A 26,053-nucleotide genomic window follows, 5' to 3' on the forward strand; every position below is an offset into this window, starting at 1 on the left:
TTAAATAATGGATTTTTTCTATGAAAAAAGTCATGAAAAACCTTCACTATATCATTGAAACAACGCCCCTCAAATCCGATAAAAAAGGAGTAAGGATGATAAAAGGAGTGTGTTTTTGGATGAAAGTGAAAATATCATTACTTCTGATGGCAGCCATGCTTATGATGCTCGCCGCATGCGGTAATCAACAGGAAGGGGCGCCAAAATCAACTGCGAAGCATATTGGCGTTATGCTCACAGATGATGGTCTTGGTGATCAATCATTTAACGATTCATCATTTAAAGGATTAGAAAAAGCACGTGATGAGCTTGGCATTGAATTTGATTATAGAGAAATTGCAGAAACTGATACATATGAAAAAGGGCTGACAGAGCTCGTGAAAGATGGAAATGATCTCATCATTGGTGTAGGTTTCAGTATGCAAGAAGACCTAGAAAAAGTCGCGAAGAAATATCCGAAGAAGCAGTTCCTGCTTATTGATGCCGTATCTGAGCTGAAAAATGTGACCTCTGTGACGTTTAAAGAAGAGCAAGGCAGCTATTTAGCAGGAGCACTTGCTGCAATGACAACGAAAAGCGATGTCATTGGATTTGTTGGCGGTGTTGACGCAGATGTCATCCATCGTTTTGAAAAAGGATTTCAAAAAGGCGCTAAATCAGTCAATCCGAAAATTAAGATCTTATCCACCTATGCCGGTACGTTTAGTGATGCAGGCAAGGGGAGTAAAATAGCCAAAGACATGATCAAAAAGAAAGCAGACGTTCTATATGCCGCAGCCGGCTACTCAGGTGTCGGTGTATTAAAAGAAGCACAGTCACAGGGTAAATATGCTATTGGTGTAGACAGCGATCAGTACTATACTGCTGAAAAAGCGGTCATTTCGTCTATGGTGAAAAAAGTCGATGAAGTGGTATATCAATTCAGCGAACAGCTCGTTAAGAACAATCAAATGAAAAGCGGGCATGTTGTCTATGACTTAAGCAATGATGGAATCGATATGGCAAAAATCCGGGTTTTGAAAAATGCTGAGACATTGACTAAAAAATTAAATGGGCTGAAACAGACGCTTCTAAAAGAAGAGGGAGGCGCATCATGAGCTTACGCGTCAAAATTTTACTCAACTCACTTATCTCACTTCTTTTAGCAGTTGGCGTTATTGCCTTTATCATTGTCAGCATGACAAAAATCCAATCATCAAATGAGACAGATGTCCAAACCCTATTAAATGTACAAAAAACGAAGGCAGGCTTTGAAAGTGTCGAGCAAGCCATGACCAATTATTCGATGACACTCTCAGATGAACAGCTAGAGATCGTTCAAAACGATATTTCTACAGCAAAGAAACAGCTGCAAACGTTAAACAAACATGCAGGAAATATGAACAAAGAGGCATTAACTAGGTTAAATTCAAAATATGACACGTGGACCAAGGAAGCAAACAATGCCATTGGTGAAAAAAACGCATCGGATGCAAGACGTGTGGCAGCAAGAATTGATGGCGTTTTAAACGATGTGCATACGATGAATAAAAGGGCAGAAGAAGCGTATAAACAAAATCTAGAGGCTGCAGCAGACAATGTCCAATGGATTATCACAAGTGCACTCGTCTCAGCCCTCACACTAATTGTCATTGCTGTCTTTTTGAATATTGGATTAACACGATCCATCGTGACACCTATCAAATCATTATCCTACAGAGCAAAGCAGATCGCAGAAGGCAACCTTGCTGTGGAGCGGATGGATATTCAGCGTAAGGATGAAATCGGCGGCTTGAATGAATCCTTTAATCAAATGACCGAGCAGCTGATTAGTCTGATTAAAGAAATCAGCAATGTCTCAAGCCGAGTAGAGACATTCTCGATCCACCTGAATGATGAAAACAAAAAGATGATGGAGTCTGCGAATCAAGTATCTGTTTCGACAGACGAAATGGCCAATGGATCACAAGCGATTTCAGAAGATCTCCAGCACGGCGTCAGCTTGATTGAGAAAATGGACCAGCATGGACGTAAAAATTCCGAACGCTCACAAACGGTCATCCGCAGTACAGAGGATGCCATCGAAGCCGTAGAAAGCGGAAAGCACACGTTAACAGAAACAAAAAAAGCGATTGAAAAAAATACACATGCGACGAGACAAATCGAAGAATCAGCCGGAGAATTCACGCAATACGCCAGCGGAATCTCGGCCATGGCCAAAACGGTTTCTGACATTGCGGACCAAACAAACCTGCTTTCCTTAAACGCAGCCATTGAAGCGGCAAGAGCAGGCGAAGCTGGAAAAGGCTTTGCTGTTGTAGCGGATGAAATTCGCAAGCTTGCCGATGAATCGTCTAATGCAACAAGACAAATCTTTGACATGGTCAGTCATATTGAAAGAGGCATTCAATCCATTAGTCAAACGGTCCAAGAAGGGGTCAAGCTTTCACTTCAGCAGCAGGATGCGATGGACAAAACCTCACACTCCTTTGAAGATATAGAAACAAAAGCGCAGCATATTAAACAAGAAATGGCGGTCTTAAATGACCAAATTATGCAATCAACAGAACTTGGCGGACAAGTGCTGCACTCGATTGAAAATATTAGTGCAGTGGTAGAAGAAACAGCAGCTGGCAGCGAAGAAATTTCTGCCTCAGCCAATGAACAGCTGCAATCGTTCCATCAAATGAACAAACAGGTCGAAGAATTGATGAGTATGACGGCGAGGTTAAATGAAACCGTGCAGCGATTTAAACTTTCATAAGAAAAGCACCCTTCCCGTGTTGAGTCAGGGAAGGGTGCTTTTTCTGATCATTTGCCTGTAAAAAAGATCGCAAGCGTACTAGGTCCTGAATGGGACCCAACAGCGGCGCCGATGATCTGAATATCAATTTCCTTTGGATGAAATTCGGCTTCGATCAGCTGTTTCATGTCTTCCGCCAGTGCAGGATCATCACCATGACTAATACCAACCGTTTGGTTCGACCAATCCGTTCCGCGTTCTTTCATTAGTTCAATAATGCGTTTTAGCAGCTTTTTACGTCCGCGGATTTTTTCAAGCGGGATGAGTTTTCCATCTTCGACATGTAAAATGGGCTTAATGCTTAACAAACCGCCAACAAATGCGGACGCTTTACTGATTCTTCCGCCTCTTGCTAAATACGATAAATCGTCTACAGTAAAAATATGTTGTAAAGATTCACAAAAATGCTTTACAGACGTTTCAATTTCTTGTATTGTATTTCCGTCAATGGCAAGTGATTGAGCGTGTTTGACAGCAAGCCCATAGCCGAGTGAAGCGCATTTAGAATCAATGATTCGTAAATCAAAATCAGGGTATTCTTCCTTCACTTCGTTTGCCATCATCACAGCTGTCTGGTATGTACCTGAAAGCTCTGATGAAAAAGCGACATAGATGGCAGATGTATGGGTTTGAGCGGCGGAAACAAAGGTTTCCTTGATCCGGTTTGGTGAAGCCTGTGACGTTTTTGGACTGGCTCCTTGTCTCATCGCATCAAATACTTGTTTTGGTTCAATGGTGATCAAATCCTCAAATTCCTGCTCGCCAAGTAACACGCGTAGCGGAATGAGCGTTATGTTATGTTCATCATAATAAGAAAGAGGCAGATCAGCAGCACTGTCTGCTATGATATGAACAGTCATATAAATCCCTTCTTTCTAAAAAATAAGCCATATTTTACATCTTTTTAGCCTAACTATATCATAGAAATCATCTTTTCGTGTTCAAATTCTAAATTTTAGGGAAAACCATAGAGAGAATGGTAAGTGGAGGAATGACAACATGTTCATTGGAGAAGCAAAAAAACTCATTGTCGTCGTTATTGGTGCATTACTCAATGCGATTGGACTGAATTTATTCTTAATCCCAGCTGACGTATATGCGAGCGGTTTTACAGGGGTAGCCCAGCTGTTATCCAGCTTAATCGATCAATATGCGCCATTTTATGTATCAACAGGGATTCTATTATTTATTTTAAACATTCCAGTCGGCATTTTAGGCTGGATGAAAGTTGGCCGTTCCTTTACTTTGTACAGCATCATCAGTGTTGCACTGACGACCATTTTCCTTGGCATTTTACCAGAAACGAGTGTTTCCCACGATATTTTATTAAATGCTGTGTTTGGCGGTGTCATATCCGCAGTAGGGATTGGAATCACGCTCAAATACGGGGCTTCGACAGGCGGACTTGACATTGTTGCTATGGTTTTAGCGAAATGGAAGGATAAACCAGTTGGCACGTATTTCTTCATTTTAAATGGAATCATCATTTTTACAGCAGGATTATTACAAGGTTGGGAGAAAGCATTATATACCCTTGTCACATTATATGTGACCACAAGGGTCATTGATGCCATCCATACAAGACATGAGAAGCTGACCGCGATGATTGTCACGAAGAAAGCAGATGAAATCAAAGAAGCCATTTATGGAAAAATGGTCAGAGGCATTACGACTGTACCTGCAAAAGGCGCATTCACCAACGAACAAAAGGAAATGATGGTGATCGTCATTACAAGGTATGAGCTATATGAACTTGAACAAATTATTAAAGAAGTCGATCCAAAAGCCTTTACAAATATTGTGCAGACAACCAATATTCTTGGATTTTTCAGACGAGATTAAAAGGTGGGTAGCAGATGAAAAAAGGGTTGGTGCTTCTTCTCATTCTATTGGTTTTAGCCGCTTGTGGACAACAAAAAAAGGATGAACCAGACAAGGAGGTATCCGGTCAAATGGGAGAAAAAACGGTTGAGCTCACAGTAGACCCCGTCCAGAAAGGTTCTTCAGTTCAATTTAACATGTCACTGAAAAATGAATCAGATCGAGATATTGAATTTACCTTTAACACAAGCCAAAAATTCGAACTTAGTGTGTATGACGAAAACGGAAATGAACAATACCGCTATTCGAAAGACCGTATGTTCACACAGGCCATCCAATCTTTCGTACTGAAAAAAGGCGAGGCCTATGATTTTCAAGATACGTGGTCAAACGGAGTAAAGCCCGGAACGTACGAAGCAGTCGTTACGTTTAAAGGAAAAGCAGAAGGGCTGAAACAAATCACGGAGAAGAAAACGTTCCAAGTCAAATAAGTGCAGGAATCAGAAAAAGCTGTCCATCTATTGTGGACAGCTTTTTTATGTTAGAGATCATCGAGCAAGTCTTGGAAGGTATGCAGCTGGTTTCTTTCTGCATCTGTCGAATTGGCAAATGCAGACGATACGGCGTTTTTCGCCCGTTTCACTGCCTGCTGACGCTCTAACCCAGATGAAAATGAAGAAGTAAGAGCTTCTTCAGTAAACGATTTGGCTTGATCAAAAAGTTCGTTTCTCACAATGAACCTCCAGAAGCATCAGTCTTCATATTTCCTCTGTCTGACGCTTCTTCAAGTGTCGAACGATAAGGAAAGCGTGCGTCATGAAGACTGACTGAATCTTTACCTTGTTGTATAAAGCGTTTCGATTTGCTTCTTTTACCCATTCGGAATCCGCCCCTTTACACAAGCTGACAGGACAACCTGTCTAACGGTAGTATGCCCGCTTCCATCTGCTATGTATGAATGGAAAAATTAAAGCGAGAAGTAATTCGTTAGAAACTTCGCAATCCCGTCTTGTTCATTTGTATCAGTGACTTCATTTGAGACACGTTTCACGGCATCAATGCCGTTGCCCATTGCTACACCGCAACCAGCAAATTCAAGCATTTCTAAATCATTGTCTTCATCTCCGAATGCCACAATCCGCTCCTTAGGAACACCGTAATAATCACTGATCTTTTGCAGTCCAACGGCTTTGTTCATGCCTGTTTTAATGATTTCAATCACGTGCCACGGGGCAGCCCAGCGCCTGTGATCAATCACTTCTGCATGGACATCTGATAAATAGCTTCGAATAGCTCCGACGTCCTCTTCTTTTGCATGGATTAACACGCTCGTCACATTCTCTCCAAGGTTGTCCCTAAGGTCTCCAACAGTAACTTTGTTTGCATTCATATTAAAGATATCAATGAGTTTTTCATCATGATAATGGAAATACAAATCGTCTAACACTTCAGCCAACACATTGTGCACTTTATACTCTTCACTAATGTCTACAAGCTGTTTGACCACTTGAAGATCAAGTGACGTATGAAATCTGCCCCATTTTTCATCAAGAGGATGATGGACAAACGCTCCGTTAAAATTCACAATGGGTGAATCAAGCTGTAATTGCAGATAATAAGGAGAGCTGGATCGAAATGGCCGGCCTGTTGATATACAGACATGATGCCCGCTGTCTCTCACTTTTCGAATGACGTCAAGTGTATGCGCAGAAATGGTTTTATCATCTTTTAATAATGTGCCATCCAGGTCAAGTGCGATTAGATAAGGTTTAGTCTCCATAAAATCTCCTTTGATCTGTAAGTGATAGGAGGCAATTCATGTTAACGCCTCTATCTATAGTGTATCTTTATCACATCTTTGTTGTCTACATGTTAAAATAAACAAAGACGGGAATGATAAAGGAGGATTCATAGGCTGTGATCACCATTGATGAGCAAATTACGCGCGATATTCCATTTTTACATATCGTAAAAGCTGAAAATAAAGACAAACCGCTGCCGCTTGTATTTTTTATTCATGGATTTACAAGTGCACGCGAGCATAATTTACACTTCGCCTTCCATTTGGCGGAAAAAGGCATGAGAGTCATTTTGCCTGACTGTGCTTATCATGGTGTAAGATCAGAAAACCTCAGCTTAGAGGAACTGGCATCAAAGTTCTGGGAAATTGTCCTGAACGAAATTCGTGAAATCGATATACTTAAAACATACTTTCAAGAAAAACAATTGATTGAAGCCGATCTGATAGGCGTTGCGGGTACATCCATGGGCGGCATCACCACCTTTGGTGCACTTGCCAAGCATGATTGGATCAAAGCCGCTGTCAGCTTGATGGGAAGTCCAAACTATACGACGTTTCTAAAAGCACAAATCATGGACATGCGTCACAAAGGGTTAATGAAAGACATTACAGACGAAGAGGTTCATCTGCAATTAGACGCCCTGCGCCCATATGATTTAACGCTGCAAACGGATCGATTAAATAAAAGACCGCTCTTATTCTGGCATGCAGAAAATGATCCTGTCGTCCCTTACCGGCACGCAAAATCCCTATATGATGAGTTAGCGGCCACACAATATAAGCAGGATCCGCATCTGATTCGCTTTATTACTGATGGACAAGCAGGCCATAAAGTCTCAAGACAAGCGATGTTTGAAACGATTGACTGGTTTGTGACACATCTGAAAAGCACAAACGTTTAGTCAGAAGAAAAAGTACGTTATACTAATGGAAAAAGGAGTGGATATCATGGATGAAGCATTGAAAGAAAATATTTTAGGCGCCCTAGAACAGGTGATTGACCCTGAGCTGAATGTCGACATTGTCAACCTTGGACTTGTCTATGATGTCGATCTTGATGAGAATGGAAAAGCGGATATCACCATGACCTTAACATCAATGGGTTGTCCTCTTGCACCAATTATCGTGGATGAAGTCAAAAAAGCATTAAGTGATCTTCCAGAAGTAAAAGAAACAGAAGTTCACATCGTATGGAATCCGCCTTGGACACGAGACAAAATGTCAAGATACGCAAAAATTGCGCTCGGTATTCAATAAGCAAAAATGCCTGGTATGAGTTAAACTCATGCCAGGTTTTTTTTATGAAAAATTAAGGTGGAGGAAGAGAGTAGCTTGATATAATGGATGTTTTTCGCCAGCAGTTTGATATTTCCTTTTACATTATTTTTATTAAAAATGTTGAATCAAGCTATTCACAGTTTGGTCTTGCCTAAGGTGTGTTTGGTTTAAGCGGTCCTCACAACAGAGAACAAACGAATGAAAGAAGTCGGTCACTATCATTTTTGGACAGCCCTATTTTCATCCATCGCCATTATGCTTGGCGGCCTGTTTGCTGATTTCTTTACCGTTTACTTCATTTTTTATGCAAGCTCCATATTATATTTATGCAGTGCACTCATGGTCATCTATATCAAAAACGAAAGATAAATCCGCATGTCTCATGAAGATATGCGGTTTTTTTGTTGAAAAAAAATAAAAATAAATATTAAATATACAATTGAATTAATTTTTATACATGTTATAATGTTAAATAATTTCACAAAGATCAAGAGGGTGTATTGACGTTGAAAATAGGTATTATAGGTGCTACAGGGTACGGTGGTGCGGAATTGGTTCGTATCTTCAAGCATCACCCGCATGTGGAGGAATGTATATTGTATTCATCAAGTGGTGATGGGCAATCATACAGTCAATCTTATCCGCATCTGACAACGATTACTGACCAAACATTAAAAGCCATTGACCCGGCTGCCATTGTGCGAGAGACAGATGCTGTGTTTTTAGCGACACCAGCAGGCGTATCAAGTGAACTGACGCCAAAGCTTATGAATCAAGGAGTGCCGATCATTGATTTATCAGGTGATTTGCGCATTCAAGATGGAGCAACCTATGAAGCATGGTATAAACGAAGGGCAGCGGATGGAGCATCTGTTCAACAAGCGGTGTACGGTTTATCCGAACTGAATCGTGACAAAATTCAACAGGCTGAAGTGATTGCCAACCCGGGCTGCTTTCCTACCGCAGTTCTTCTCGGTTTAGCACCGCTCATCAAACAGAATGTCATCGATGAATCCATGATTATAATAGATGCAAAAACAGGGGTGTCCGGTGCCGGACGATCTGCCTCACTTGGCACGCATTTTTCAGAACTAAACGATAACTTTAAAATTTATAAGGTGAATGAGCATCAGCATACGCCAGAAATAGAGCAAATATTAAGAGAATGGAATCCGCAGACGGCGAACGTCACATTTTCTACGCATCTTGTCCCGATGACAAGAGGGATTATGGCGACGATGTATACACAATTAAAAACAGATGTCACAAAAGAAGAATTGATGAAGCGAATGAAAGACTTTTATGAAGATTCCTATTTTGTCAGAGTGAGAGATCACGGCGTTTATCCACAAACGAAAGAAGTATACGGCAGTAACTTCTGTGATATTGGCTTTCATTTAGATGAGCGAACAGGGAGACTGACAATCGTGTCGGTCATAGACAATCTCATGAAAGGTGCGGCCGGTCAAGCGGTTCAAAACTTCAACATCATCAAAGGTTTACATGAAGAGGCGGGCCTCACAATGACACCTCTTTATCCATAAGAGAACAGGGGAGACAACAAACATGATCGAATTGAATGAAAAAAGCATTGTCAAAATAGACGGTGACGTATCATCACCAAAAGGCTTTGAAGCAAAGGGGATTCACATTGGCTTGCGCTATTCAAAAAAAGACCTTGGCCTCATCGTCAGCGAAGTGCCAGCAGTAAGTGCAGCGGTCTACACACAAAGTCACTTTCAAGCTGCGCCTCTCAAAGTCACACAACAAAGCTTAAAAAAGACAGGACAATTAAAAGGTGTCATTGTCAATAGTGCTATCGCCAATGCATGTACTGGTGAGCAGGGATTAAAAGACGCATACGACATGCAGGCAGCCTGTGCAGATATGTTAGGTGTAGCACCTGATTATATTGCTGTTTCTTCTACAGGTGTCATTGGGGAATGTCTGGAGATGGATAAAATCAAAAAGGGCATCGCCGAGTTAAAAGAAGCAAAAGCCGAAAAAGGCCATTTTGAAGAAGCGATCTTAACGACAGATACTGTCATTAAAAATACAGCATACACCCTTACGATAGACGGAAAAGAGATCATCATTTCAGGCGCAGCAAAAGGTTCGGGCATGATTCACCCGAACATGGCGACAATGCTTGGCTTTGTCACAACAGATGCAAATGTCGAACAGGAAGCCTTACAGCAAGCGCTTCGTGACATTACGGATGTGACTTTTAATCAAATTACCGTCGATGGAGAAACTTCGACAAACGATATGGTGCTTGTAATGGCAAATGGAATGGCACAAAACGATGCACTCAATCAAGAGCATCCAGAGTGGCCATTGTTTAAAGAAGGATTAAAACTAGCTTGCGAGGATTTAGCTAAAGAGATTGCGAGAGATGGAGAAGGCGCAACCAAATTAATTGAAGCAAAAGTCGCTGGTGCTAAAAATAACTTGGAAGCCGGCATCATTGCGAAAAAGATTGTTGGTTCAAGTCTTGTTAAAACCGCCGTATATGGTACAGATGCCAACTGGGGACGAATCGTTGGAGCCATTGGTCATAGTGCAGCTTCCGTCACACCGGAAGAGGTAGAAGTCTATTTAGGCGGACAATGTTTGTTCAAACACAATGAACCGCAGCCATTCTCAGAAGAGAAAGCAAAAACATATCTAGAGCAGGATGAGATTACGATTTTCATTCAAATGAGTGAGGGGAATGGTGAAGCAGCAGCATGGGGCTGTGATCTTACCTATGATTATGTGAAAATTAACGCGAGCTATCGCACATAAAGAAGGAGATAGACATGAATAAAACGATCGTGTTCAAGTGTGGAGGCAGTGTCATTCGAGAACTTTCAGATACCTTTTATGAGAATGTCCGCTCACTTCAAGCTGCTGGATTTAAGCTGGCTATCGTGCATGGCGGAGGACCTGAGATCACCGACATGTTGCAAAAATTAGAAGTGAAAACAGAATTTGTTGACGGTCAGCGTAAAACAACGAAGCCTGTGTTAGAGGTAGCCGAAATGGTTCTCTCAGGAACAGTCAATAAATACTTTGTGTCAGAGCTTGCAAAGCATGATATATCATCTGTCGGCGTATCCGGTAAAGATGGGCAGATGCTTGTCGCCGATTTCCTTGATCAAGACGTTTACGGGTACGTTGGTGAAATCAAAGAAGTTCATCCAGAAATGGCAGAAGCACTCATGGAGAAACAATTCATTCCTGTGATTGCGCCGCTGTCTATGACGGAAGAATGCCAAACCTTAAATGTGAATGCTGATTTAGCTGCATCAGCTGTCGCCGGAGCTATGAAAGCTGATAAGCTCATGTTTGTCACAGATGTTGAAGGCATTTTAAAAAATGGTGAACTATTAGATGTCGTCACAGAACAAGAAGCCCTTTCACTCATTGATGAAGGCATTATTTCCGGGGGAATGATTCCAAAAGTACAATCCGCTTTGAGTGCTTTATCAGGTGATGTAGATGAAGTGATGATCGTAAATGGCAAAGGCAGTATCTTTACAGGAGAAACCTTTATAGGAACAAGAATCGTGAAACAAAAGGAGGCGGTCCTGTGAGTCATCTTTTTCAAAACTATGGACGGTGGAATGTTGAAATTAAAGAGGCAGCAGGTTCTTGGGCAATCGATACAAATGGAAAAAAATATTTAGACTTTATACAAGGCATTGCTGTTACAAATTTAGGCCACAATCACCCAAAGGTCAATGAGGCCATTAAGGAACAGCTTGACCACGTCTGGCATGTATCGAATCTATTTGAAAATGGACTGCAAGAAAAAGCAGCAGAAAAGCTTGCAGCAAACAGTTCAGGGGATCTCGTGTTTTTCTGTAATAGCGGGGCAGAGGCAAATGAAGGTGCCATTAAATTAGCACGTAAAGCGACAGGGAAAACAAATATCGTCACATTTTTGCACTCTTTCCATGGGCGCACGTATGCTGGTATGGCTGCCACAGGTCAAGATAAAATCAAAACTGGCTTTGGCCCTATGCTAGAAGGCTTTCACTACGTACCGTTTAATGATCCAGACGCTATGTCAGCCTGTGCAGTCGATGATGTGGCAGCAGTGATGCTGGAGGTTGTGCAAGGTGAAGGTGGAGTGAATCCAGCGACACCAGCATTCCTTGAAGCCGTTCAAGCATTTTGCAAAAAGCATGAAGCACTGCTGATTGTAGATGAAATTCAAACAGGCATCGGTCGTACAGGAACTGCATTTGCGTACGAAGAGACGTGTCTTGACCCTGATATTATCTCAGCAGCAAAAGGGTTAGGAAACGGCTTTCCAGTTGGTGCAGTCATAGGGAAAAAAGCTCTAGGAGATGCATTCTCTCCAGGTTCACATGGTACAACATTTGGTGGGAATATGCTCGCCATGGCCGCTGTGAATGCGACACTCGATGTCATTTTCAAAGAAGAGTTTCTTTCAGAAGTGAAAGAAAAGGGTGATTACCTGTTAGAAAAGCTGCAAAATGTCAAACAGCTGAATATCGTAAAAGAAGTGCGGGGAAAAGGATTGATGGCAGGTATTGAATGTGATCAGCCAGTCGCCGGCTATATCACAGCTCTTAGAGAACAAGGGCTGCTGGTGCTTCCAGCTGGTCCGAATGTCATTCGTTTATTACCTCCGCTGAATGTGAAGAAAGCAGAGCTGGATCAAGCGATCGAAGCAATTGTTCAAGTATTAGCCAATAAAACAGTTTCGGTGTAAATTTTTTTACAAACGAACGTATAAAAATACATTTGTATCATTAATTATTCAATTTTTGGGGTGACATAAGCATGAAAGGTTATTTAAATTTAGAAGATGGAGCCTCTTTTGAAGGAGATCTGACAGGAGAAGCTGGCATCACAGGTGAAGTGGTCTTTTTTACAGGTATGACAGGTTATCAAGAGGTGCTCACAGATCCTTCCTATAAAGGTCAGATCATTGTTTTCACATATCCGCTGATCGGAAATTACGGCATTAACCATGAAGACTTTGAGAGCAAGAAGCCTCAAGTAAAAGCGGTGGTTGTGTACGAGGCAGCAGAGCATTTTTCACATCATCTTGCAGCGGTCAGCTTAAAAGATTATTTACAAAAGTGGAATATCCCGCTTCTGACACATACAGATACGCGCGCAGTCGTGCAAAACATCCGGGCAAATGGAACGATGAACGCTGTGCTCAGTGTAGACGAAAACGAAACACCGCCTGCAATGAAACAAGACAATGTCGTCGCACAGGTGACAGATAGTGAGATTTACACACAAGGCAGCGGTGAAGAACATGTGGCGCTCATTGATTTTGGCTTTAAAAAATCAATTGCAGATTCGCTTGCAGCACGCGGCTGTAAAGTAACCGTCATTCCATATAAACAAATGGAAAAGGTATTTGAGATTAAGCCGGATGCGATCCTCTTGTCAAACGGACCTGGAGACCCGAAAACCATGACACCGTATTTAAAAACAATTCATGACATTATGATGTCATTTCCGACACTTGGGATCTGCCTAGGTCACCAATTAATCGCTCTTGCACTTGGCGGAGATACGTATAAGCTGCCATTTGGCCACAGGGGAGCAAATCATCCTGTCCAGGATACAGAATCCAAACGTGTCTTTATGACAAGTCAGAACCATAGCTATGTTGTGAATGAAAAAAGCATGAATGACAAAGAAGTGGACGTGAAATTCCTTCATGTCAATGATGGATCTGTAGAAGGATTCATTCATAAAGAAAAGCTGATTATGTCAGTTCAATTTCATCCAGAAGCACACCCAGGGCCTGCTGAAAGTGAATGGGTATTCGATGATTTTATTGAGAAAGTGAAACAAGCAAGGAGAGAAGTCGCACATGCCTAAAGATCAAAGCATACAAACCATTCTAGTCATCGGGTCTGGTCCAATCATCATTGGTCAGGCAGCAGAATTTGATTACTCAGGAACACAAGGATGTATGGCCTTAAAAGAAGAAGGCTACAAAGTCATCTTAGTGAATAATAACCCAGCAACCATTATGACAGACGAGTCATTTGCTGATGAAATCTATTTTGAACCGCTTTCAGTTGATTCAGTGACAAGAATCATTGAAAAGGAAAAACCAGATGGTCTTTTAGCCAACCTTGGCGGACAGACGGCTTTAAACCTTGCTGTCGAGCTGGAAAAAGCCGGTGTGCTGAAAAAGCATGGGGTGACCCTGCTCGGAACGTCAGTTGAAACCATTGAAAACGGTGAAGATCGAGAGAAATTCCGTGCTCTCATGAAGCATTTGAACGAACCTGTGCCAGATAGTGAAATTGTGGATAATGCGGAAGATGCTCTTCAATTTGCAAAAGAAGTCGGCTTCCCAGTTATCCTAAGACCAGCATACACACTTGGCGGTAAAGGCGGCGGAATCGCTCTAACAGAAGAGGCGTTTAAGCCGCTCATTGAAGGAGCTCTTTTAGCGAGTCCAATTCACCAGTGTTTAGTTGAAAAAAGCATAGCTGGCTTTAAAGAAGTTGAATATGAGGTCATGAGAGACCGTCAAAATACGTGTATCACGGTATGCAACATGGAAAATATCGATCCAGTTGGTGTGCATACAGGAGACTCGATTGTCGTTGCACCTTCCCAAACATTAACAGATCAGGATTACCAAATGCTCCGTTCTGCAAGCTTGAAAATCATTTCAGCGCTGGATGTAGTCGGTGGCTGCAACATCCAATTTGCCCTTGATCCACTCAGTAAAGAATACTTTGTCATTGAGGTGAATCCTCGGGTCAGCCGTTCTTCCGCTCTTGCATCAAAAGCAACAGGCTATCCGATTGCGAAAATGGCAGCTAAGCTTGCGGTGGGTTATACGCTAGACGAATTGAAAAACCCTCTCACAGGCACAACCTATGCTAGTTTTGAGCCGGCACTCGATTATGTTGTCGTGAAATTCCCGCGCTGGCCGTTTGATAAATTTAAACAGGCAGATCGTCAATTAGGCACAAAAATGAAGGCCACTGGCGAAGTCATGGCGATTGATCGGAATTTAGAGTCAGCCATTCAAAAAGCAGTTGCATCACTTGAAATTAAAACGAAGGGCTTCCACCTTCCAGAACTGAAAGAGCAATCGACAGAACAATTATTTGAACTCATCAAAACACCAGACGATCGCCGGTTTTTCGCTGTTATGGAGCTTCTTTCAAGACAAGAAACGGTTGAAACGATTCATCAAACGACGAAAATTGATCGATTCTTCTTACATGTGTTTCAGAATATGATTACGCTCGAACAAGAATTGAAAGATCATAAGGGGACGTTATCAAAAGATACCTTGAAAAAGGTAAAGGAAAAGGGTTTCCTTGATGAAACGATTGCTCTTCTTACGGGTCACACGGAAGAGTCAATCAGGCAGCTTCGTCAAGAATACGGCATTGCTGCTTCATTTAAAATTGTTGACACATGTGCGGCGGAATTTGATGCAAAAACGAATTACTTCTATTCCACCTACTTCGGCAAAAGCGATGGTGAACATCAAGAAAAAACAAAGCAGCGTGCACTCATCATTGGCTCTGGTCCGATCCGAATCGGGCAGGGGGTCGAGTTTGATTACAGTGCCGTTCATGGCGTTCTGACCTTGCAAAAGCTTGGATTTGAAACCATCATGATGAACAACAATCCAGAAACAGTCAGTACTGATTATGAGATTGCCGATCGTTTATATTTTGAGCCGATTACATTAGAGCACATCCTAAACGTTGTGGAAGCAGAACAGATTGATTTTGTCATTGTCCAATTTGGCGGACAGACTGCAATCAATGTCGCAGAAGGCTTGGAAAAAGCCGGTGTCACGTTGTTAGGTACGTCCTTTGATACGCTGGATGCACTTGAAGACCGTAATTTATTCTATCAGCTTCTTGATGAACTGAATCTTCCTCACGCAAAAGGAGATACGGCTCATTCAAAAGAAGAAGCACTCGTACATGCGAAAAGCATCGGTTACCCTGTATTAATTCGCCCATCGTATGTCATTGGCGGAATGGGAATGATCGTTGTTCAGTCAGAAGCACATTTGGCGTCACTGCTTGATCAGCCAGATCATTTACCATACCCAATCTTAATTGATGAGTACGTCACAGGAAAAGAAATTGAAGTCGATCTTATTTCTGACGGAAAAAAGGCGTTCATTCCAACCATCGTAGAACATATTGAGAAAGCGGGCGTGCACTCAGGTGACAGCTTTGCCATTTTACCAAGTATCTCAATCAGTGAAGACATCAAACAGCAGGTGCATACTGCGTCTGAACAAATAGCGAAGAAATTAGCGTTCAAGGGCATTATGAATATCCAATTTGTCATCAAAGGGGATCAGGCGCTTGTATTAGAAGTGAATCCGCGGGCAAGCCGGACTGTACCAGTCGTCAGTAAGGTAATGGGCATTGATATGATCCCAATGGCCACTCAATTATTAGCCGGTGCATCGCTTGAAGAACTAAACCCTGCAACGAAAAACAAAGGGGGGACAGCGGTCAAATTCCCAGTGTTCTCATCACATGCCATTCAAGATATCGACCTCAAGCTGACACCTGAAATGAAAGCGACAGGAGAAGGAATGTGTGTAGGCAAGAACGCCGAAAGCGCCTTGAAAAAAGTGTTTGCGCCGATCTGGAAGCAAAAAGGAAGCCTCTTTATACAAGGCAGCGATCAATTGATAGATGAAGCGAAGCATGCAGGCTTTGACGTCTGGACTGGCAGCTTTGAATCTTGGCTGCAGAATGAAGATAAATCCCTTCATATTCATTTAGGAGAAGATGAAGAGGCAAAAGAGCAGCGTGTAAAAGCACTCACACACGGCGTTCAAGTCCTAACCGAATATGAAACAGTTCAAGCATTCCTGCAAGGGAAAAATGGAGATGTATCACCAGTATCGCTCCATGAATTATATAAAAAGGAAGTGACGGCATGAGTCAAGTCGACGTGCAACCGGCATTATACGGAAAAGACTTTTTATCATTAAAAGATTTCTCAATCCATGAGATTGCTTATTTAATTGAAAAAGCGGAAGAAATGAAACAAAACCCATATCAAGATTTATTCAAAGGAAAAACGTTAGCGATGATCTTTGAAAAATCTTCAACTAGAACCCGTGTCTCGTTTGAAGCGGGGATGACGCAGCTAGGAGGACATGCGCTCTTCCTCAGCTCAAGTGATTTGCAAATTGGCAGAGGAGAAACCATCAGTGATACAGCGCAGGTGCTGTCTGGTTATGTCGACGGTATTATGATTCGAACCTTTGAACATGAGAAGGTTGAAGAGCTTGCACAATACGCGTCTATTCCAGTCATTAATGGATTAACCGACTACTCACATCCATGTCAGGCGCTTGCTGATTTATTAACCATTAAAGAAACAAAAGGTACTTTAAAAGGAATCAAAGTGGCCTATATCGGTGACGGAAATAACGTGGCGCACTCCTTGATGGTCGGCTGTGCGCAGCTAGGCTGTGACATTGCGGTTGCATCACCAAAAGGCTATGAACCACTTCAAGAAGTAACAGACACTGCTCGTGGGTTTGCAAAACAATCAGGCGCAGAAGTGACCGTGACAACAGATCCTGTTGCAGCTGTAAAAGATGCAGATGTTATTTATTCAGATGTGTTTACAAGCATGGGGCAGGAAGCAGAAACAGAGAAACGTCTTGCTGAATTTAAAGAATATCAAGTCAATGACGAACTGATGAGTCATGCAGCAAAGGACTATATTTTCCTTCATTGTCTCCCGGCACATCGCGGGGAAGAAGTGACGGCAGATATTATTGACGGGCCGCAATCAAAAGTATTTCAACAGGCAGAAAACCGCCTGCATGTGCAAAAAGCGTTAATGAAAGAACTTATGTATCAACCATCCAAATAAATCCAAGTGTCCCTGACTCGTATGAGCAGGGACTTTTTGCATAAAGGATTGGAGAGCCAAGGGACGGGACATAATAACATCAATCGAGAAAGGAGGATGAAAATGGGTCAGCAGCATCAGTTTAAATCAGGGAATAAAGCACCGAATAATGGTGTGTATATCGAGATCGGCGAAACTGGAAGTATGGTGAAAGATCCTTTAAAGATTAAGCTTAAAGCAGGCGATGTCTTTCCTGATAACTCGAACCATAATCGTGTTTGGACCTACCAAAGAAAGCCGTAAGCAATTGACTAAGAGTCAGCAGGAATAAGACTTTAGAGGCATGTGTCATGCCTCTTTTTTCTTTATAATAAAAAACAATTAAGTTCAAATTTTCAAATAAATAGTATGAAAAAAAGAGAACTTAAGGTAAAATATGTAATATATTGTTGAAAGGATTTGTGTGATGGAAAAGATGAATCTCAGTGAAAGTGTTTGGAATAAACGCTTCACCTCATTATTCATATCAAGACTCATTAAAAACACAGGGGAAAGTTTTGCTTTTACATCCGTCCTTTGGCTATTGATTTTAAGAGGGGATGGAGCGCTCGGTACAGGACTTCTTCTAGCAGTAACTGTTCTCCCTTCATCTTTGTTAGCCCCAATATTAGGACCTCTTATGAAAAAGCACCATTTGTCTAAATGGATGTTCGCTTCAGATGTTGTTCGAGCAACAATTGTACTCATTATTCCACTTCTGCACTTTTCGCATCTATTGCCTCTATGGTTATTGATTTCATTAATGGTTATTCAATCGGCAACAGGTGCAGCTTATAATCCAGCTTCGGTGGCAATCTTACCGCAGATTGTTCCAAAGCATCTCATTCAAAAAGCAAATGCAATCCTGCAATCTTCTTTTGAGATTGTTGCACTTGCAGCAGTCATGGTGGCAGGTCTTTTGGTTAAATTAATTGGACCTGCAGATACTCTGCTGATCACCACTGCTTTATTTGTGATTTCTGGTCTGTTTATTATCGGGGTCAAACTAAAGAAAACTGATGAAGAAGAAGCAGCGGGCATTAAACAAGCGAAGAATACATATTTGTATAACTTAAAAAGAGGTTTTCTCGTTGTCAAAAACCATCACATTTTATTTGCGCTCACGCTGTATTGTATCTTAATGAATGTCGCAGCAGCTCCGTGGCAGGCACTGTCAGCGGTATACGTAGCAGAAGCGCTGCAAAGCGACTCCATGGTGTATTCCATTTTAAGAGGTGTTGCCGCAGTTGGCGCGTTTATGATGGGCTTTGCTCTGGCAAAAGTGAAAATTAAGAGATTTGGTTTGTTCTTTATTGTCGCTGGCATGATTGAAGGGGCTGCATTCTTTATTACAGGGATGAGTACATGGCTGCCGGTTGTTCTGCTTGCTTCCTTTATTTTCGGAGCTGCTGTCAGTGCGATCAATGTGCCGGAAATGGTCATTATTCAAACATCTGTTGACCAAGAGGATCAGCCGCAAGTATATGCTGTGATCAATGCCTCATCAAATGTCTTTCTCCCGCTTGCAGCTGTCGTATCAGGCGTCCTGGCAGAAAGATTTGGAGCGGGACCTGTCATTGCTGGCGGAGGAATCCTTGAAATTTTATCAGGTATCGCGATCTTCCTGTTTACAGGGCTTGCGAAAAGCCATTTGACAGCGGACAAACAGAAGTCCGAAACCGTCGAGGTATAAACAATAAAAACCCCCTGTATGTTTAAGGCAGGGGGTTTTAGCGTGCCGCAATCACTCTGCAAAAAGAAAAAAGAGCTAAACATCAATTTAGCTCTTTTTCACAAGTCATATTAAGAATGTTTTGTTGAACTTTCCGTTTCTTTCATTGGACTTACTTCAGCAAAGATGAATAAAATAACCGTAAACACAACTGCAAGAATGGAAGTGAGCGTAAAATCATAAGCAGCTCCATTCATAGAGGCAACGATGTAACCAGCCATATGTGTCAGCAGAAAAGTCCAAATGAGGGTGATAATATAATGCATAATCCCACCGTCCTTTATGTAACAATCTATTGATTATCATACCATAGATGCAAGTGAAGGGAAAAGACTGTTTTCCGCCTTTATGTGACCATTTTGAGACCTTCTGCTATAAAAATAAAAAGAATTCTTCTGTCTTTAGGGGATTTCCTTATTCCTACAAGAGTTGTTGTTCATATCATAGAAAGCAGAATCACTGAAAGGAGGCTGGCCATATGGGTGTAAGCGAACGTTTTTTCCAGCTTGGTTCCCAGTGGAACATCATTCACCTTCCTCAAAAACCAAATGGCTTTGGCATTCTAATCCTCGGTGACCGAAATCACTTTGTGCAGGAAAATACATCATTCTGGCTTCAGCATTATGGAAGAAACCAGCTTTTAACTGCCTTAAAGGATGAAGGATATACATTGTTTAATAGTCATCTTCATGGGAATCACTGGGGATGCGAAGATGCTGTTTTTAGCGCCAAGCAGCTCGTGCATCACACACTAAAACAAGAAATATTAAACCGGGAAATTCATGTGCTCGCAGAGGGAATGGGTGCACTTGTTGCCATGAGCCTTGCTGAGGAGATGCCTGAAGTACTAAGGTCCATTGCGATGGTGAATCCATGTCTGAATCTGGATGCACAACGAGAAAGAGAAAAGGAACACAAATTCTTTTATAAGCAGCTGCTCAAAGAGTTAGCAGAGAGCTATGGCTGTTCTGAAAAGGAAGCTGAAACGTATCCACTGCCTTCTTGTCCTGTTCATTCTGCTCATGTGCCGATTCATATATGGCAAAGGCTAAACGGCGCACCTTATGCATATGAACTTCACGCAAAGCCTTTTATTGATCAGCATATGAAAAATCCAGAACATTGTCAGGTCGATCTCACGCTGCATATGTTTGATCATCCGAGAAGAATCTTTCAATCCATTCACAAGTTTTATAAATCGCATGAAAGAGAATTGTGATGAATAGGATGATAACAGCCCTTCATAGAAAGGGCTCTTCTTTTTATTCGATATTAAAAAAGGGGACGTGAACATGGAAACAGGACTGATCATAGGAGCAGATGAGTTTTTTGGCCTGACACTTTGTGAATATATGATGAAAGAGGGCATTCAAGTGGATATCACGTGTCCTCATGATCTTAAAGAAGAACAAAAGGCACTGTTAGAAGAGCGGATGATGTGGCTGGGCAGAAATGATCTCGTTCGTGTCATTGACCTTCAGGATAGCAAAGACACGTATGACCTCATTTTTATTCAATCAGAGGAACCGCATAACAGGCAGAAAGACATCAAAGCAGAGCATGGCATGTACCAGATTCTTTATGAAAAACCTGAAAACGAATCAGCGAAACAGAATGTGCCGGCAGTGATTCTTCCTCGCATGTTCGGACCATGGACACTCAATGAAGATCAAACAAAGCGTGCAGATTCACTTTTTGTAGAAGATGTGGCAAAGGAATTGTTAAAATGGGCATCGGACACAGGTCAAAGACAGGACATGACGTATGAATTGAAGGTAGAAAGCCAAACAGATGACAAACAAGCAGAAGACATGATTGCAGAATGGAAAAGACAAAACTCAACATTTTTCGACAAAAAGCAAGAATGATCTTCCATCTTATCTTTTTTCAGTATAAAATAAACCTATATTTAACATACAGGTTCATCACTGCATGTTGTAAAAGGGAGTTGAACATGGCATGAAGTACCAGCGGCTTGTCATGATCTTTTCGTTCCTTCTTCTATTATCTGCCTGCTCGCAGGCGCCTTTAAAAGGAAAAATTGAGAAGGTGGGTTTACTCGTCCCCGATACGATCAATGATCAAGTTTGGGGAACGAAAGGTTATAAAGGCTTATTAAGTATCCAATCAACATTTGGTGTAGATGTTTATTATAAGGAAGGAATGGTCGACAAGGAGAAAATCGTTGATGCCATTGAAGAATTCCATAAAAAAGGAGTCAATTTGATTATTGGCCATGGCAATGAATACAGTGAAATTTTTAACTTGATCAGTGAAGATTATCCAAACATACAATTTATTACGGTCAATGGAAACAAGCCTCAGGCGGGCAATGTCACAAACGTGACGTTTAAAGGTGAAGCGATGGGCTTTTTCGGAGGCATGACAGCTGCACATATGTCAAAAACAAAAAAGATTGGTATTCTTGCTACATATGATTGGCAAAGTGAAGTAGACGGCTTTATCAAAGGAGCAAAATATCAAGATGAACATGTACAAGTATTAGCAGAGTTTGTCGAAAACTGGGATGATGCTGACAAAGCGGTGGAGCTCTATCAAAAATTAAAAAAGCAGGGCGTTGATGTTGTGTATCCAGCAGGTGATGGTTATAATATCCCTGTCATTGAACAAATCAAAGCCGATAATTTATCAGCGATCGGGTACGTCACCGATCAATCCAACCTCGGCAGCCATACAGTTTTAACGAGCACTGTACAGCATGTTGATAAAGCGTATAGTATCATTGCAAAGAAGTTTAATGAAGGCAAGCTAAATGAACAAGATGAGTACTCCTTTGATTTTAAAGAAGGAGTGGTCGAGATGGGGAAATTTAGTTCCACCATTGACGACGCTTTTGTGAAAGACATTGAAAGTGATATTGCGTCATACAAAAAAACAGGTAAACTGCCAAATGAAAAGTGAGGAGACGACGACATGCAGCACGAAAAATCGATGGAATTTTTACAAATTGCCATGAAGTATTTTCCGCAGGCGAAGGAAGAGTTAGATAAAGCAGGGATTCAGCTTGAGCCTGAAGCACTTCAGCCGCTTCTAACATTGTTTACATCTGTCATGCAAGAAGCATACGAGCTTGGAAAAGCAGATGCAGAATCAGAAAAAGCCACAGAATAGTGGCTTTTTTTATGATAATTTTTTCTTGAAGGCACTAATCATAGGACCAACATCTTTAAACACAGGCTTCAGCTCATCGATGGAGTTCATAATGTTCCCAATTTGATTCATGACATGCATGTAGTCAATTGAGTCCTCACTTGAAGATGTCTCCGCACGTTCCTCCTTTGCCTCTGTCTTGCTTTTCTCCTTTTCAAGCGGCTGTCCAAACATCATTGCTGAGAAAATATCTTTTTGCGCCATATCACATGTTCCTTTCTACTATTGGTATATATCATTAATCTATGAAAAAAGTGAGAGGAAAGGTTAGACGTTTGTATTGCCAAGAAGAAAAAAATAAGGTAAAATTAGTACCAGATACTAATATAAGATCACAATATCACATGCTCGTATGAGTAAAAGGAGTCTTATTCAATGAATGCTGGAATTATTGGCCTTGGCCGCTATATACCTGAAAAAGTATTAACAAATCATGATTTAGAAAAAATGGTTGAAACTTCTGACGAGTGGATTCGTACTAGAACAGGTATAGAAGAAAGAAGAATTGCATCTGATGATGTCAATACATCTCATATGGCGCTTGCTGCTGCGAAAAAAGCATTAGCTGACGCAGATGTGGCTGCAGAAGATATCGATATGATTCTTGTGGCGACAGTCACGCCAGATCAAGCATTTCCGACAGTTGCTTGTATGATTCAAGAGCAGCTCGGTGCACATAAAGCATGTGCAATGGATATTAGCGCTGCGTGTGCTGGCTTTATGTATGGGCTTGTTACTGGAAAACAATTTATCGAATCAGGAACTTACAAACACGTGCTTGTCGTCGGTGTTGAAAAGCTTTCTCGTATTACCGACTGGGATGACCGCAATACAGCTGTTTTGTTTGGAGATGGAGCTGGAGCTGCTGTGCTGGGAGAAGTCAGCGAAGGTAAAGGAATTCTATCATTTGAACTTGGAGCAGATGGAAGCGGCGGGAAGCACTTGTACTTAGATGAAAAAGATCATACAATCATGAATGGACGAGAAGTATTTAAATTTGCTGTAAGACAAATGGGCGAGTCAAGTGTAAATGTCATTGAAAAAGCTGGACTATCAAAAGAAGACGTTGATTTCTTGATCCCGCATCAAGCAAATATTCGCATTATGGAAGCAGCACGTGAACGCTTAGAGCTTCCAGTTGAAAAAATGTCGAAGACTGTCCATAAATATGGAAACACATCAGCAGCATCCATTCCAATTTCACTATGTGAAGAAATCGAAGCCGGAAAAATTCATGACGGCGATGTGATTGTAATGGTTGGTTTTGGTGGCGGATTAACTTGGGGCGCAATCGCTATGCGATGGGGCCGATAAAAGAGTGGGGTGCACAAATTAATGGATAAAAAACGAGTAGTTGTTACAGGATTAGGTGCTTTGACACCACTTGGCAACGATGTAGAGTCAACATGGAAAAATGCTTTAGCGGGTGTATCAGGGGTTGGACCGATTACACGTGTCGATTCAAGTGAATATACCGCAAAAGTAGCGGCAGAACTAAAAGATTTTAACATTGAAGATTACATGGAGAAAAAAGAAGCGCGAAAAATGGCACGCTTCACGCAATATGCAGTCGTTGCTGCTCAAAAAGCGCTGGAAGATTCACGTCTTGAAATCACAGATGAAATCGCACCGCGTGTTGGTGTATGGGTTGGGTCTGGTATTGGCGGACTTGAAACATTTGAAGAGCAGTTCGAAGTGTATTCAAATAAAGGGGCAAGACGCGTCAGTCCATTCTTCGTCCCAATGATGATTCCTGATATGGCGACAGGCCAAATCTCTATTGCACTTGGCGCAAAAGGGGTTAACTCTTGTACAGTGACAGCATGTGCAACAGGAACAAACTCAATTGGTGATGCATTTAAAGTTATTCAGCGCGGCGATGCAGATGCGATGATCACAGGCGGAACAGAAGCGCCATTAACAAAAATGTCGTTTGCAGGCTTCTGTGCGAACAAAGCCCTTTCGACAAATCCTGATCCAAAGACAGCAAGCCGTCCATTCGACAAAAACCGTGACGGATTTGTCATGGGTGAGGGTGCAGGGATTATTGTTCTTGAAGAACTTGAGCATGCCTTAAAACGTGGTGCGACCATTTATGCAGAAATCGTTGGTTATGGTTCAACTGGAGATGCCTACCATATAACAGCACCAGCTCCAAATGGAGAAGGCGGCGTCCGTGCAATGAAAGAAGCGATTCGAGATGCAGGTTTGTCTGTGGAAGACATTGATTATATCAATGCCCACGGTACAAGCACACCTTACAATGATAAATTTGAAACAATGGCGATTAAAGAAGTGTTCGGAGAGCATGCAAACAAGCTTGCGATCAGTTCGACAAAATCAATGACAGGTCACTTACTTGGCGCAGCAGGCGGAGTAGAAGCCATTTTCTCTGTTCTTGCGATTAAAGACAGCGTCCTTCCTCCAACCATTAATCTTGAAACACCGGATGAAGAATGTGATCTTGATTATGTAGCAAATGAAGCACGTTCAAAAGAAGTACAAGTGGCTTTAAGTAACTCACTTGGTTTTGGCGGGCATAATGCGACAATTATTTTCAAAAAATATGAAGCATAATACTTGCTGAGAAAGCGGCGGTCGATAAACAGATCGCCGCTTTTTTGCATATGATGAAAATGGAGGTGTTCAGCGGTATGGGTCTGATCAATACACAATATCTCATTCATCAATCATCATCATTTCAGGAGCTTGCAGCGCGCTTTGTTCCTTATTTTAAAGGGGCCGAGGAAAAAGAATGGTCGTCTATCCTCGCTCACCTGCAGCATCACGGGATGGTTCGGTCTTGGAGCTCGTGCAAAAACATAATCGACAAGCTCAAGGAAAAAGGGTACTTCAAGCTTGTCATGAAAGAATATCAAACGCTTCAAAAGCAGTGGGAAGGTCCAGACATTCCTGTGTTTATTTTACCTGTCAATGAGAGCAGCAGAGAAATCAGAGAGCAATTTTATTATCAATCCGGCATGGCATTTGATGACAAGGTCTTTCTTTTTTTGTCTCCAAATACCCCGAAGGAGCGAATCGGTACATTGCTGACTCATGAATATCACCATGTATGCAGGCTGCATTTTCTCTCAAAAGAAGAAAAAGACTTTACATTCCTCGATACAATCATGATGGAGGGGCTCGCTGAATATGCTGTGTATCATAGATATGGAGAAAACTATACAGCGAAATGGACCACCTTCTATAGCGAAGAACAGCTTCAGCGTATGTACAAGAAATGGGTATCCAGTCATCTTGATCAAAGAGTCCAGGACGACGAAAGGCTGATACAGAATCTTCTTTATGGAAAAGGGAACTACCCTAAAATGCTTGGTTACGCTACCGGGTTTTATATCGTGAAAAAATATTTCAATGAGCACCGAATCAGCGAGGAATCTATGATTGCAGAGCCAGCAGAAACCTTTTTAAAGGCAATAGAATCACAAAGTGAATAATTCACATAAAAAGAGACATATTACAAATTTACTAAATACTTCTTGATTTCGTCATAACGATGTAATAATATACAAATAATTCTTTTTATTTTTAAAATACAGAATATTCAGGT

28 protein-coding genes and 1 pseudogene are annotated in these 26,053 nt (G+C 41.6%); 23 read left to right on the forward strand and 6 right to left on the reverse strand.

Going from position 1 to position 26,053, the window contains the following annotated elements:
• The first annotated feature begins 119 nt into the window (after nucleotides 1-119).
• Together NSU11_RS05520 and NSU11_RS05525 are read left to right on the forward strand one after the other, a co-directional pair.
• Nucleotides 120-1,097, forward strand: coding sequence for a BMP family ABC transporter substrate-binding protein (locus tag NSU11_RS05520; RefSeq protein WP_332284613.1), 978 nt, complete (start codon nucleotides 120-122; stop codon nucleotides 1,095-1,097).
• Nucleotides 1,094-2,743, forward strand: a complete 1,650-nt coding sequence (locus NSU11_RS05525) for a methyl-accepting chemotaxis protein (RefSeq protein WP_024425074.1) — start codon at nucleotides 1,094-1,096, stop codon at nucleotides 2,741-2,743. The genes NSU11_RS05520 and NSU11_RS05525 overlap by 4 nt, the downstream gene beginning before the upstream one ends.
• 47 nt (nucleotides 2,744-2,790) lie before the next feature.
• Here NSU11_RS05525 and NSU11_RS05530 read toward each other — a convergent pair whose 3' ends face one another.
• On the reverse strand, nucleotides 2,791-3,642 hold the full coding sequence (locus NSU11_RS05530; protein WP_024425073.1) for a DegV family protein: 852 nt from the start codon (nucleotides 3,640-3,642) through the stop codon (nucleotides 2,791-2,793).
• Between the two features lie 139 nt (nucleotides 3,643-3,781).
• On the opposite strand from NSU11_RS05530, the gene NSU11_RS05535 reads away from it, so the two are divergent.
• Nucleotides 3,782-4,624, forward strand: coding sequence for a YitT family protein (locus NSU11_RS05535; RefSeq protein WP_024425072.1), 843 nt, complete (start codon nucleotides 3,782-3,784; stop codon nucleotides 4,622-4,624).
• 14 nt (nucleotides 4,625-4,638) lie between these two features.
• Nucleotides 4,639-5,094, forward strand: a complete 456-nt coding sequence (locus NSU11_RS05540; protein WP_048238454.1) for a BsuPI-related putative proteinase inhibitor — start codon at nucleotides 4,639-4,641, stop codon at nucleotides 5,092-5,094.
• 50 nt (nucleotides 5,095-5,144) lie between these two features.
• Here NSU11_RS05540 and NSU11_RS05545 read toward each other — a convergent pair whose 3' ends face one another.
• From NSU11_RS05545 to NSU11_RS05555, 3 genes are all read right to left on the reverse strand, one after another.
• Nucleotides 5,145-5,336 carry a DUF3813 domain-containing protein gene (locus tag NSU11_RS05545; protein ID WP_024425070.1) on the reverse strand — a complete coding sequence of 64 codons (192 nt, stop codon included), beginning with the start codon at nucleotides 5,334-5,336 and terminating at the stop codon, nucleotides 5,145-5,147.
• Nucleotides 5,333-5,482, reverse strand: a complete 150-nt coding sequence (locus NSU11_RS05550; RefSeq protein WP_024425069.1) for a hypothetical protein — start codon at nucleotides 5,480-5,482, stop codon at nucleotides 5,333-5,335. Before NSU11_RS05550 ends, NSU11_RS05545 begins: the two co-directional genes overlap by 4 nt.
• Nucleotides 5,483-5,570: 88 nt before the next feature.
• Nucleotides 5,571-6,383 (reverse strand): Cof-type HAD-IIB family hydrolase, encoded by an 813-nt coding sequence (locus NSU11_RS05555; RefSeq protein WP_122631171.1) that lies wholly within the window; start codon nucleotides 6,381-6,383, stop codon nucleotides 5,571-5,573.
• 137 nt (nucleotides 6,384-6,520) lie between these two features.
• Between NSU11_RS05555 and NSU11_RS05560 the strand changes: the two genes are divergently transcribed.
• The 12 genes and pseudogenes from NSU11_RS05560 (at nucleotide 6,521) to NSU11_RS05615 (ending at nucleotide 19,272) form a co-directional block, all read left to right on the forward strand.
• Nucleotides 6,521-7,306 carry an alpha/beta fold hydrolase gene (locus NSU11_RS05560; RefSeq protein WP_024425067.1) on the forward strand — a complete coding sequence of 262 codons (786 nt, stop codon included), beginning with the start codon at nucleotides 6,521-6,523 and terminating at the stop codon, nucleotides 7,304-7,306.
• A gap of 46 nt (nucleotides 7,307-7,352) precedes the next feature.
• Nucleotides 7,353-7,661, forward strand: a complete 309-nt coding sequence (locus tag NSU11_RS05565; protein ID WP_024425066.1) for a metal-sulfur cluster assembly factor — start codon at nucleotides 7,353-7,355, stop codon at nucleotides 7,659-7,661.
• An 87-nt stretch (nucleotides 7,662-7,748) separates the two neighbouring features.
• Nucleotides 7,749-8,051 (forward strand): annotated as a pseudogene (locus tag NSU11_RS05570) (hypothetical protein).
• Between the two features lie 137 nt (nucleotides 8,052-8,188).
• A complete protein-coding gene (argC, locus tag NSU11_RS05575; protein WP_024425065.1) occupies nucleotides 8,189-9,226 on the forward strand; it encodes an N-acetyl-gamma-glutamyl-phosphate reductase in 1,038 nt (345 codons plus the stop codon).
• A gap of 22 nt (nucleotides 9,227-9,248) precedes the next feature.
• Nucleotides 9,249-10,469, forward strand: coding sequence for a bifunctional ornithine acetyltransferase/N-acetylglutamate synthase (argJ, locus tag NSU11_RS05580; protein ID WP_103132104.1), 1,221 nt, complete (start codon nucleotides 9,249-9,251; stop codon nucleotides 10,467-10,469).
• Between the two features lie 14 nt (nucleotides 10,470-10,483).
• Entirely contained in the window at nucleotides 10,484-11,260 is a 777-nt protein-coding gene (argB, locus tag NSU11_RS05585; RefSeq protein ID WP_024425063.1) for an acetylglutamate kinase, read from the forward strand.
• A complete protein-coding gene (locus NSU11_RS05590; RefSeq protein WP_024425062.1) occupies nucleotides 11,257-12,408 on the forward strand; it encodes an acetylornithine transaminase in 1,152 nt (383 codons plus the stop codon). Before argB ends, NSU11_RS05590 begins: the two co-directional genes overlap by 4 nt.
• Nucleotides 12,409-12,479: 71 nt before the next feature.
• Nucleotides 12,480-13,541 carry a carbamoyl phosphate synthase small subunit gene (locus NSU11_RS05595; RefSeq protein WP_024425061.1) on the forward strand — a complete coding sequence of 354 codons (1,062 nt, stop codon included), beginning with the start codon at nucleotides 12,480-12,482 and terminating at the stop codon, nucleotides 13,539-13,541.
• Nucleotides 13,534-16,614 (forward strand): carbamoyl phosphate synthase large subunit, encoded by a 3,081-nt coding sequence (locus NSU11_RS05600; protein ID WP_342493838.1) that lies wholly within the window; start codon nucleotides 13,534-13,536, stop codon nucleotides 16,612-16,614. Before NSU11_RS05595 ends, NSU11_RS05600 begins: the two co-directional genes overlap by 8 nt.
• The gene (gene argF, locus NSU11_RS05605) at nucleotides 16,611-17,561 is read left to right on the forward strand and encodes an ornithine carbamoyltransferase (RefSeq protein ID WP_342493839.1); all 951 of its coding nucleotides are present in this window, start codon (nucleotides 16,611-16,613) and stop codon (nucleotides 17,559-17,561) included. Before NSU11_RS05600 ends, argF begins: the two co-directional genes overlap by 4 nt.
• A 102-nt stretch (nucleotides 17,562-17,663) precedes the next feature.
• A complete protein-coding gene (locus NSU11_RS05610; RefSeq protein ID WP_008348517.1) occupies nucleotides 17,664-17,843 on the forward strand; it encodes a YjzC family protein in 180 nt (59 codons plus the stop codon).
• A 163-nt stretch (nucleotides 17,844-18,006) separates the two neighbouring features.
• The gene (locus NSU11_RS05615; protein WP_342493840.1) at nucleotides 18,007-19,272 is read left to right on the forward strand and encodes an MFS transporter; all 1,266 of its coding nucleotides are present in this window, start codon (nucleotides 18,007-18,009) and stop codon (nucleotides 19,270-19,272) included.
• A gap of 110 nt (nucleotides 19,273-19,382) precedes the next feature.
• Here the strand turns inward: NSU11_RS05615 and NSU11_RS05620 are convergent, their stop codons facing one another.
• Nucleotides 19,383-19,577 (reverse strand): YjzD family protein, encoded by a 195-nt coding sequence (locus NSU11_RS05620; RefSeq protein ID WP_003211779.1) that lies wholly within the window; start codon nucleotides 19,575-19,577, stop codon nucleotides 19,383-19,385.
• A gap of 212 nt (nucleotides 19,578-19,789) precedes the next feature.
• On the opposite strand from NSU11_RS05620, the gene NSU11_RS05625 reads away from it, so the two are divergent.
• The 4 genes from NSU11_RS05625 to NSU11_RS05640 all read left to right on the forward strand — a co-directional run bounded on the left by NSU11_RS05625 (nucleotide 19,790) and on the right by NSU11_RS05640 (nucleotide 22,443).
• Entirely contained in the window at nucleotides 19,790-20,530 is a 741-nt protein-coding gene (locus NSU11_RS05625; protein WP_024425057.1) for a hypothetical protein, read from the forward strand.
• Between the two features lie 73 nt (nucleotides 20,531-20,603).
• Entirely contained in the window at nucleotides 20,604-21,179 is a 576-nt protein-coding gene (locus NSU11_RS05630; RefSeq protein ID WP_342493841.1) for a nad binding enzyme, read from the forward strand.
• Between the two features lie 91 nt (nucleotides 21,180-21,270).
• Nucleotides 21,271-22,233 (forward strand): BMP family ABC transporter substrate-binding protein, encoded by a 963-nt coding sequence (locus NSU11_RS05635; RefSeq protein WP_024425055.1) that lies wholly within the window; start codon nucleotides 21,271-21,273, stop codon nucleotides 22,231-22,233.
• A gap of 12 nt (nucleotides 22,234-22,245) precedes the next feature.
• Nucleotides 22,246-22,443, forward strand: a complete 198-nt coding sequence (locus NSU11_RS05640; protein WP_024425054.1) for a ComZ family protein — start codon at nucleotides 22,246-22,248, stop codon at nucleotides 22,441-22,443.
• 9 nt (nucleotides 22,444-22,452) lie between these two features.
• Here the strand turns inward: NSU11_RS05640 and NSU11_RS05645 are convergent, their stop codons facing one another.
• Nucleotides 22,453-22,686 carry a hypothetical protein gene (locus NSU11_RS05645; RefSeq protein WP_024426489.1) on the reverse strand — a complete coding sequence of 78 codons (234 nt, stop codon included), beginning with the start codon at nucleotides 22,684-22,686 and terminating at the stop codon, nucleotides 22,453-22,455.
• 171 nt (nucleotides 22,687-22,857) lie between these two features.
• On the opposite strand from NSU11_RS05645, the gene NSU11_RS05650 reads away from it, so the two are divergent.
• The 3 genes from NSU11_RS05650 to NSU11_RS05660 all read left to right on the forward strand — a co-directional run bounded on the left by NSU11_RS05650 (nucleotide 22,858) and on the right by NSU11_RS05660 (nucleotide 25,940).
• The gene (locus tag NSU11_RS05650; protein ID WP_024425052.1) at nucleotides 22,858-23,796 is read left to right on the forward strand and encodes a beta-ketoacyl-ACP synthase III; all 939 of its coding nucleotides are present in this window, start codon (nucleotides 22,858-22,860) and stop codon (nucleotides 23,794-23,796) included.
• Nucleotides 23,797-23,817: 21 nt separating this feature from the next.
• Complete coding sequence (gene fabF, locus NSU11_RS05655; RefSeq protein WP_024425051.1) at nucleotides 23,818-25,059, forward strand: beta-ketoacyl-ACP synthase II; 1,242 nt, start codon at nucleotides 23,818-23,820, stop codon at nucleotides 25,057-25,059.
• Between the two features lie 77 nt (nucleotides 25,060-25,136).
• Nucleotides 25,137-25,940: a DUF2268 domain-containing protein gene (locus NSU11_RS05660; protein ID WP_268436410.1), complete on the forward strand. Its 804-nt coding sequence runs from the start codon at nucleotides 25,137-25,139 to the stop codon at nucleotides 25,938-25,940.
• Nucleotides 25,941-26,053 lie beyond the last annotated feature (113 nt).

This window comes from Bacillus sp. FSL R5-0712 (genome assembly GCF_038593285.1).
Classification (GTDB): Bacteria; Bacillota; Bacilli; order Bacillales; family Bacillaceae; genus Bacillus; species Bacillus safensis.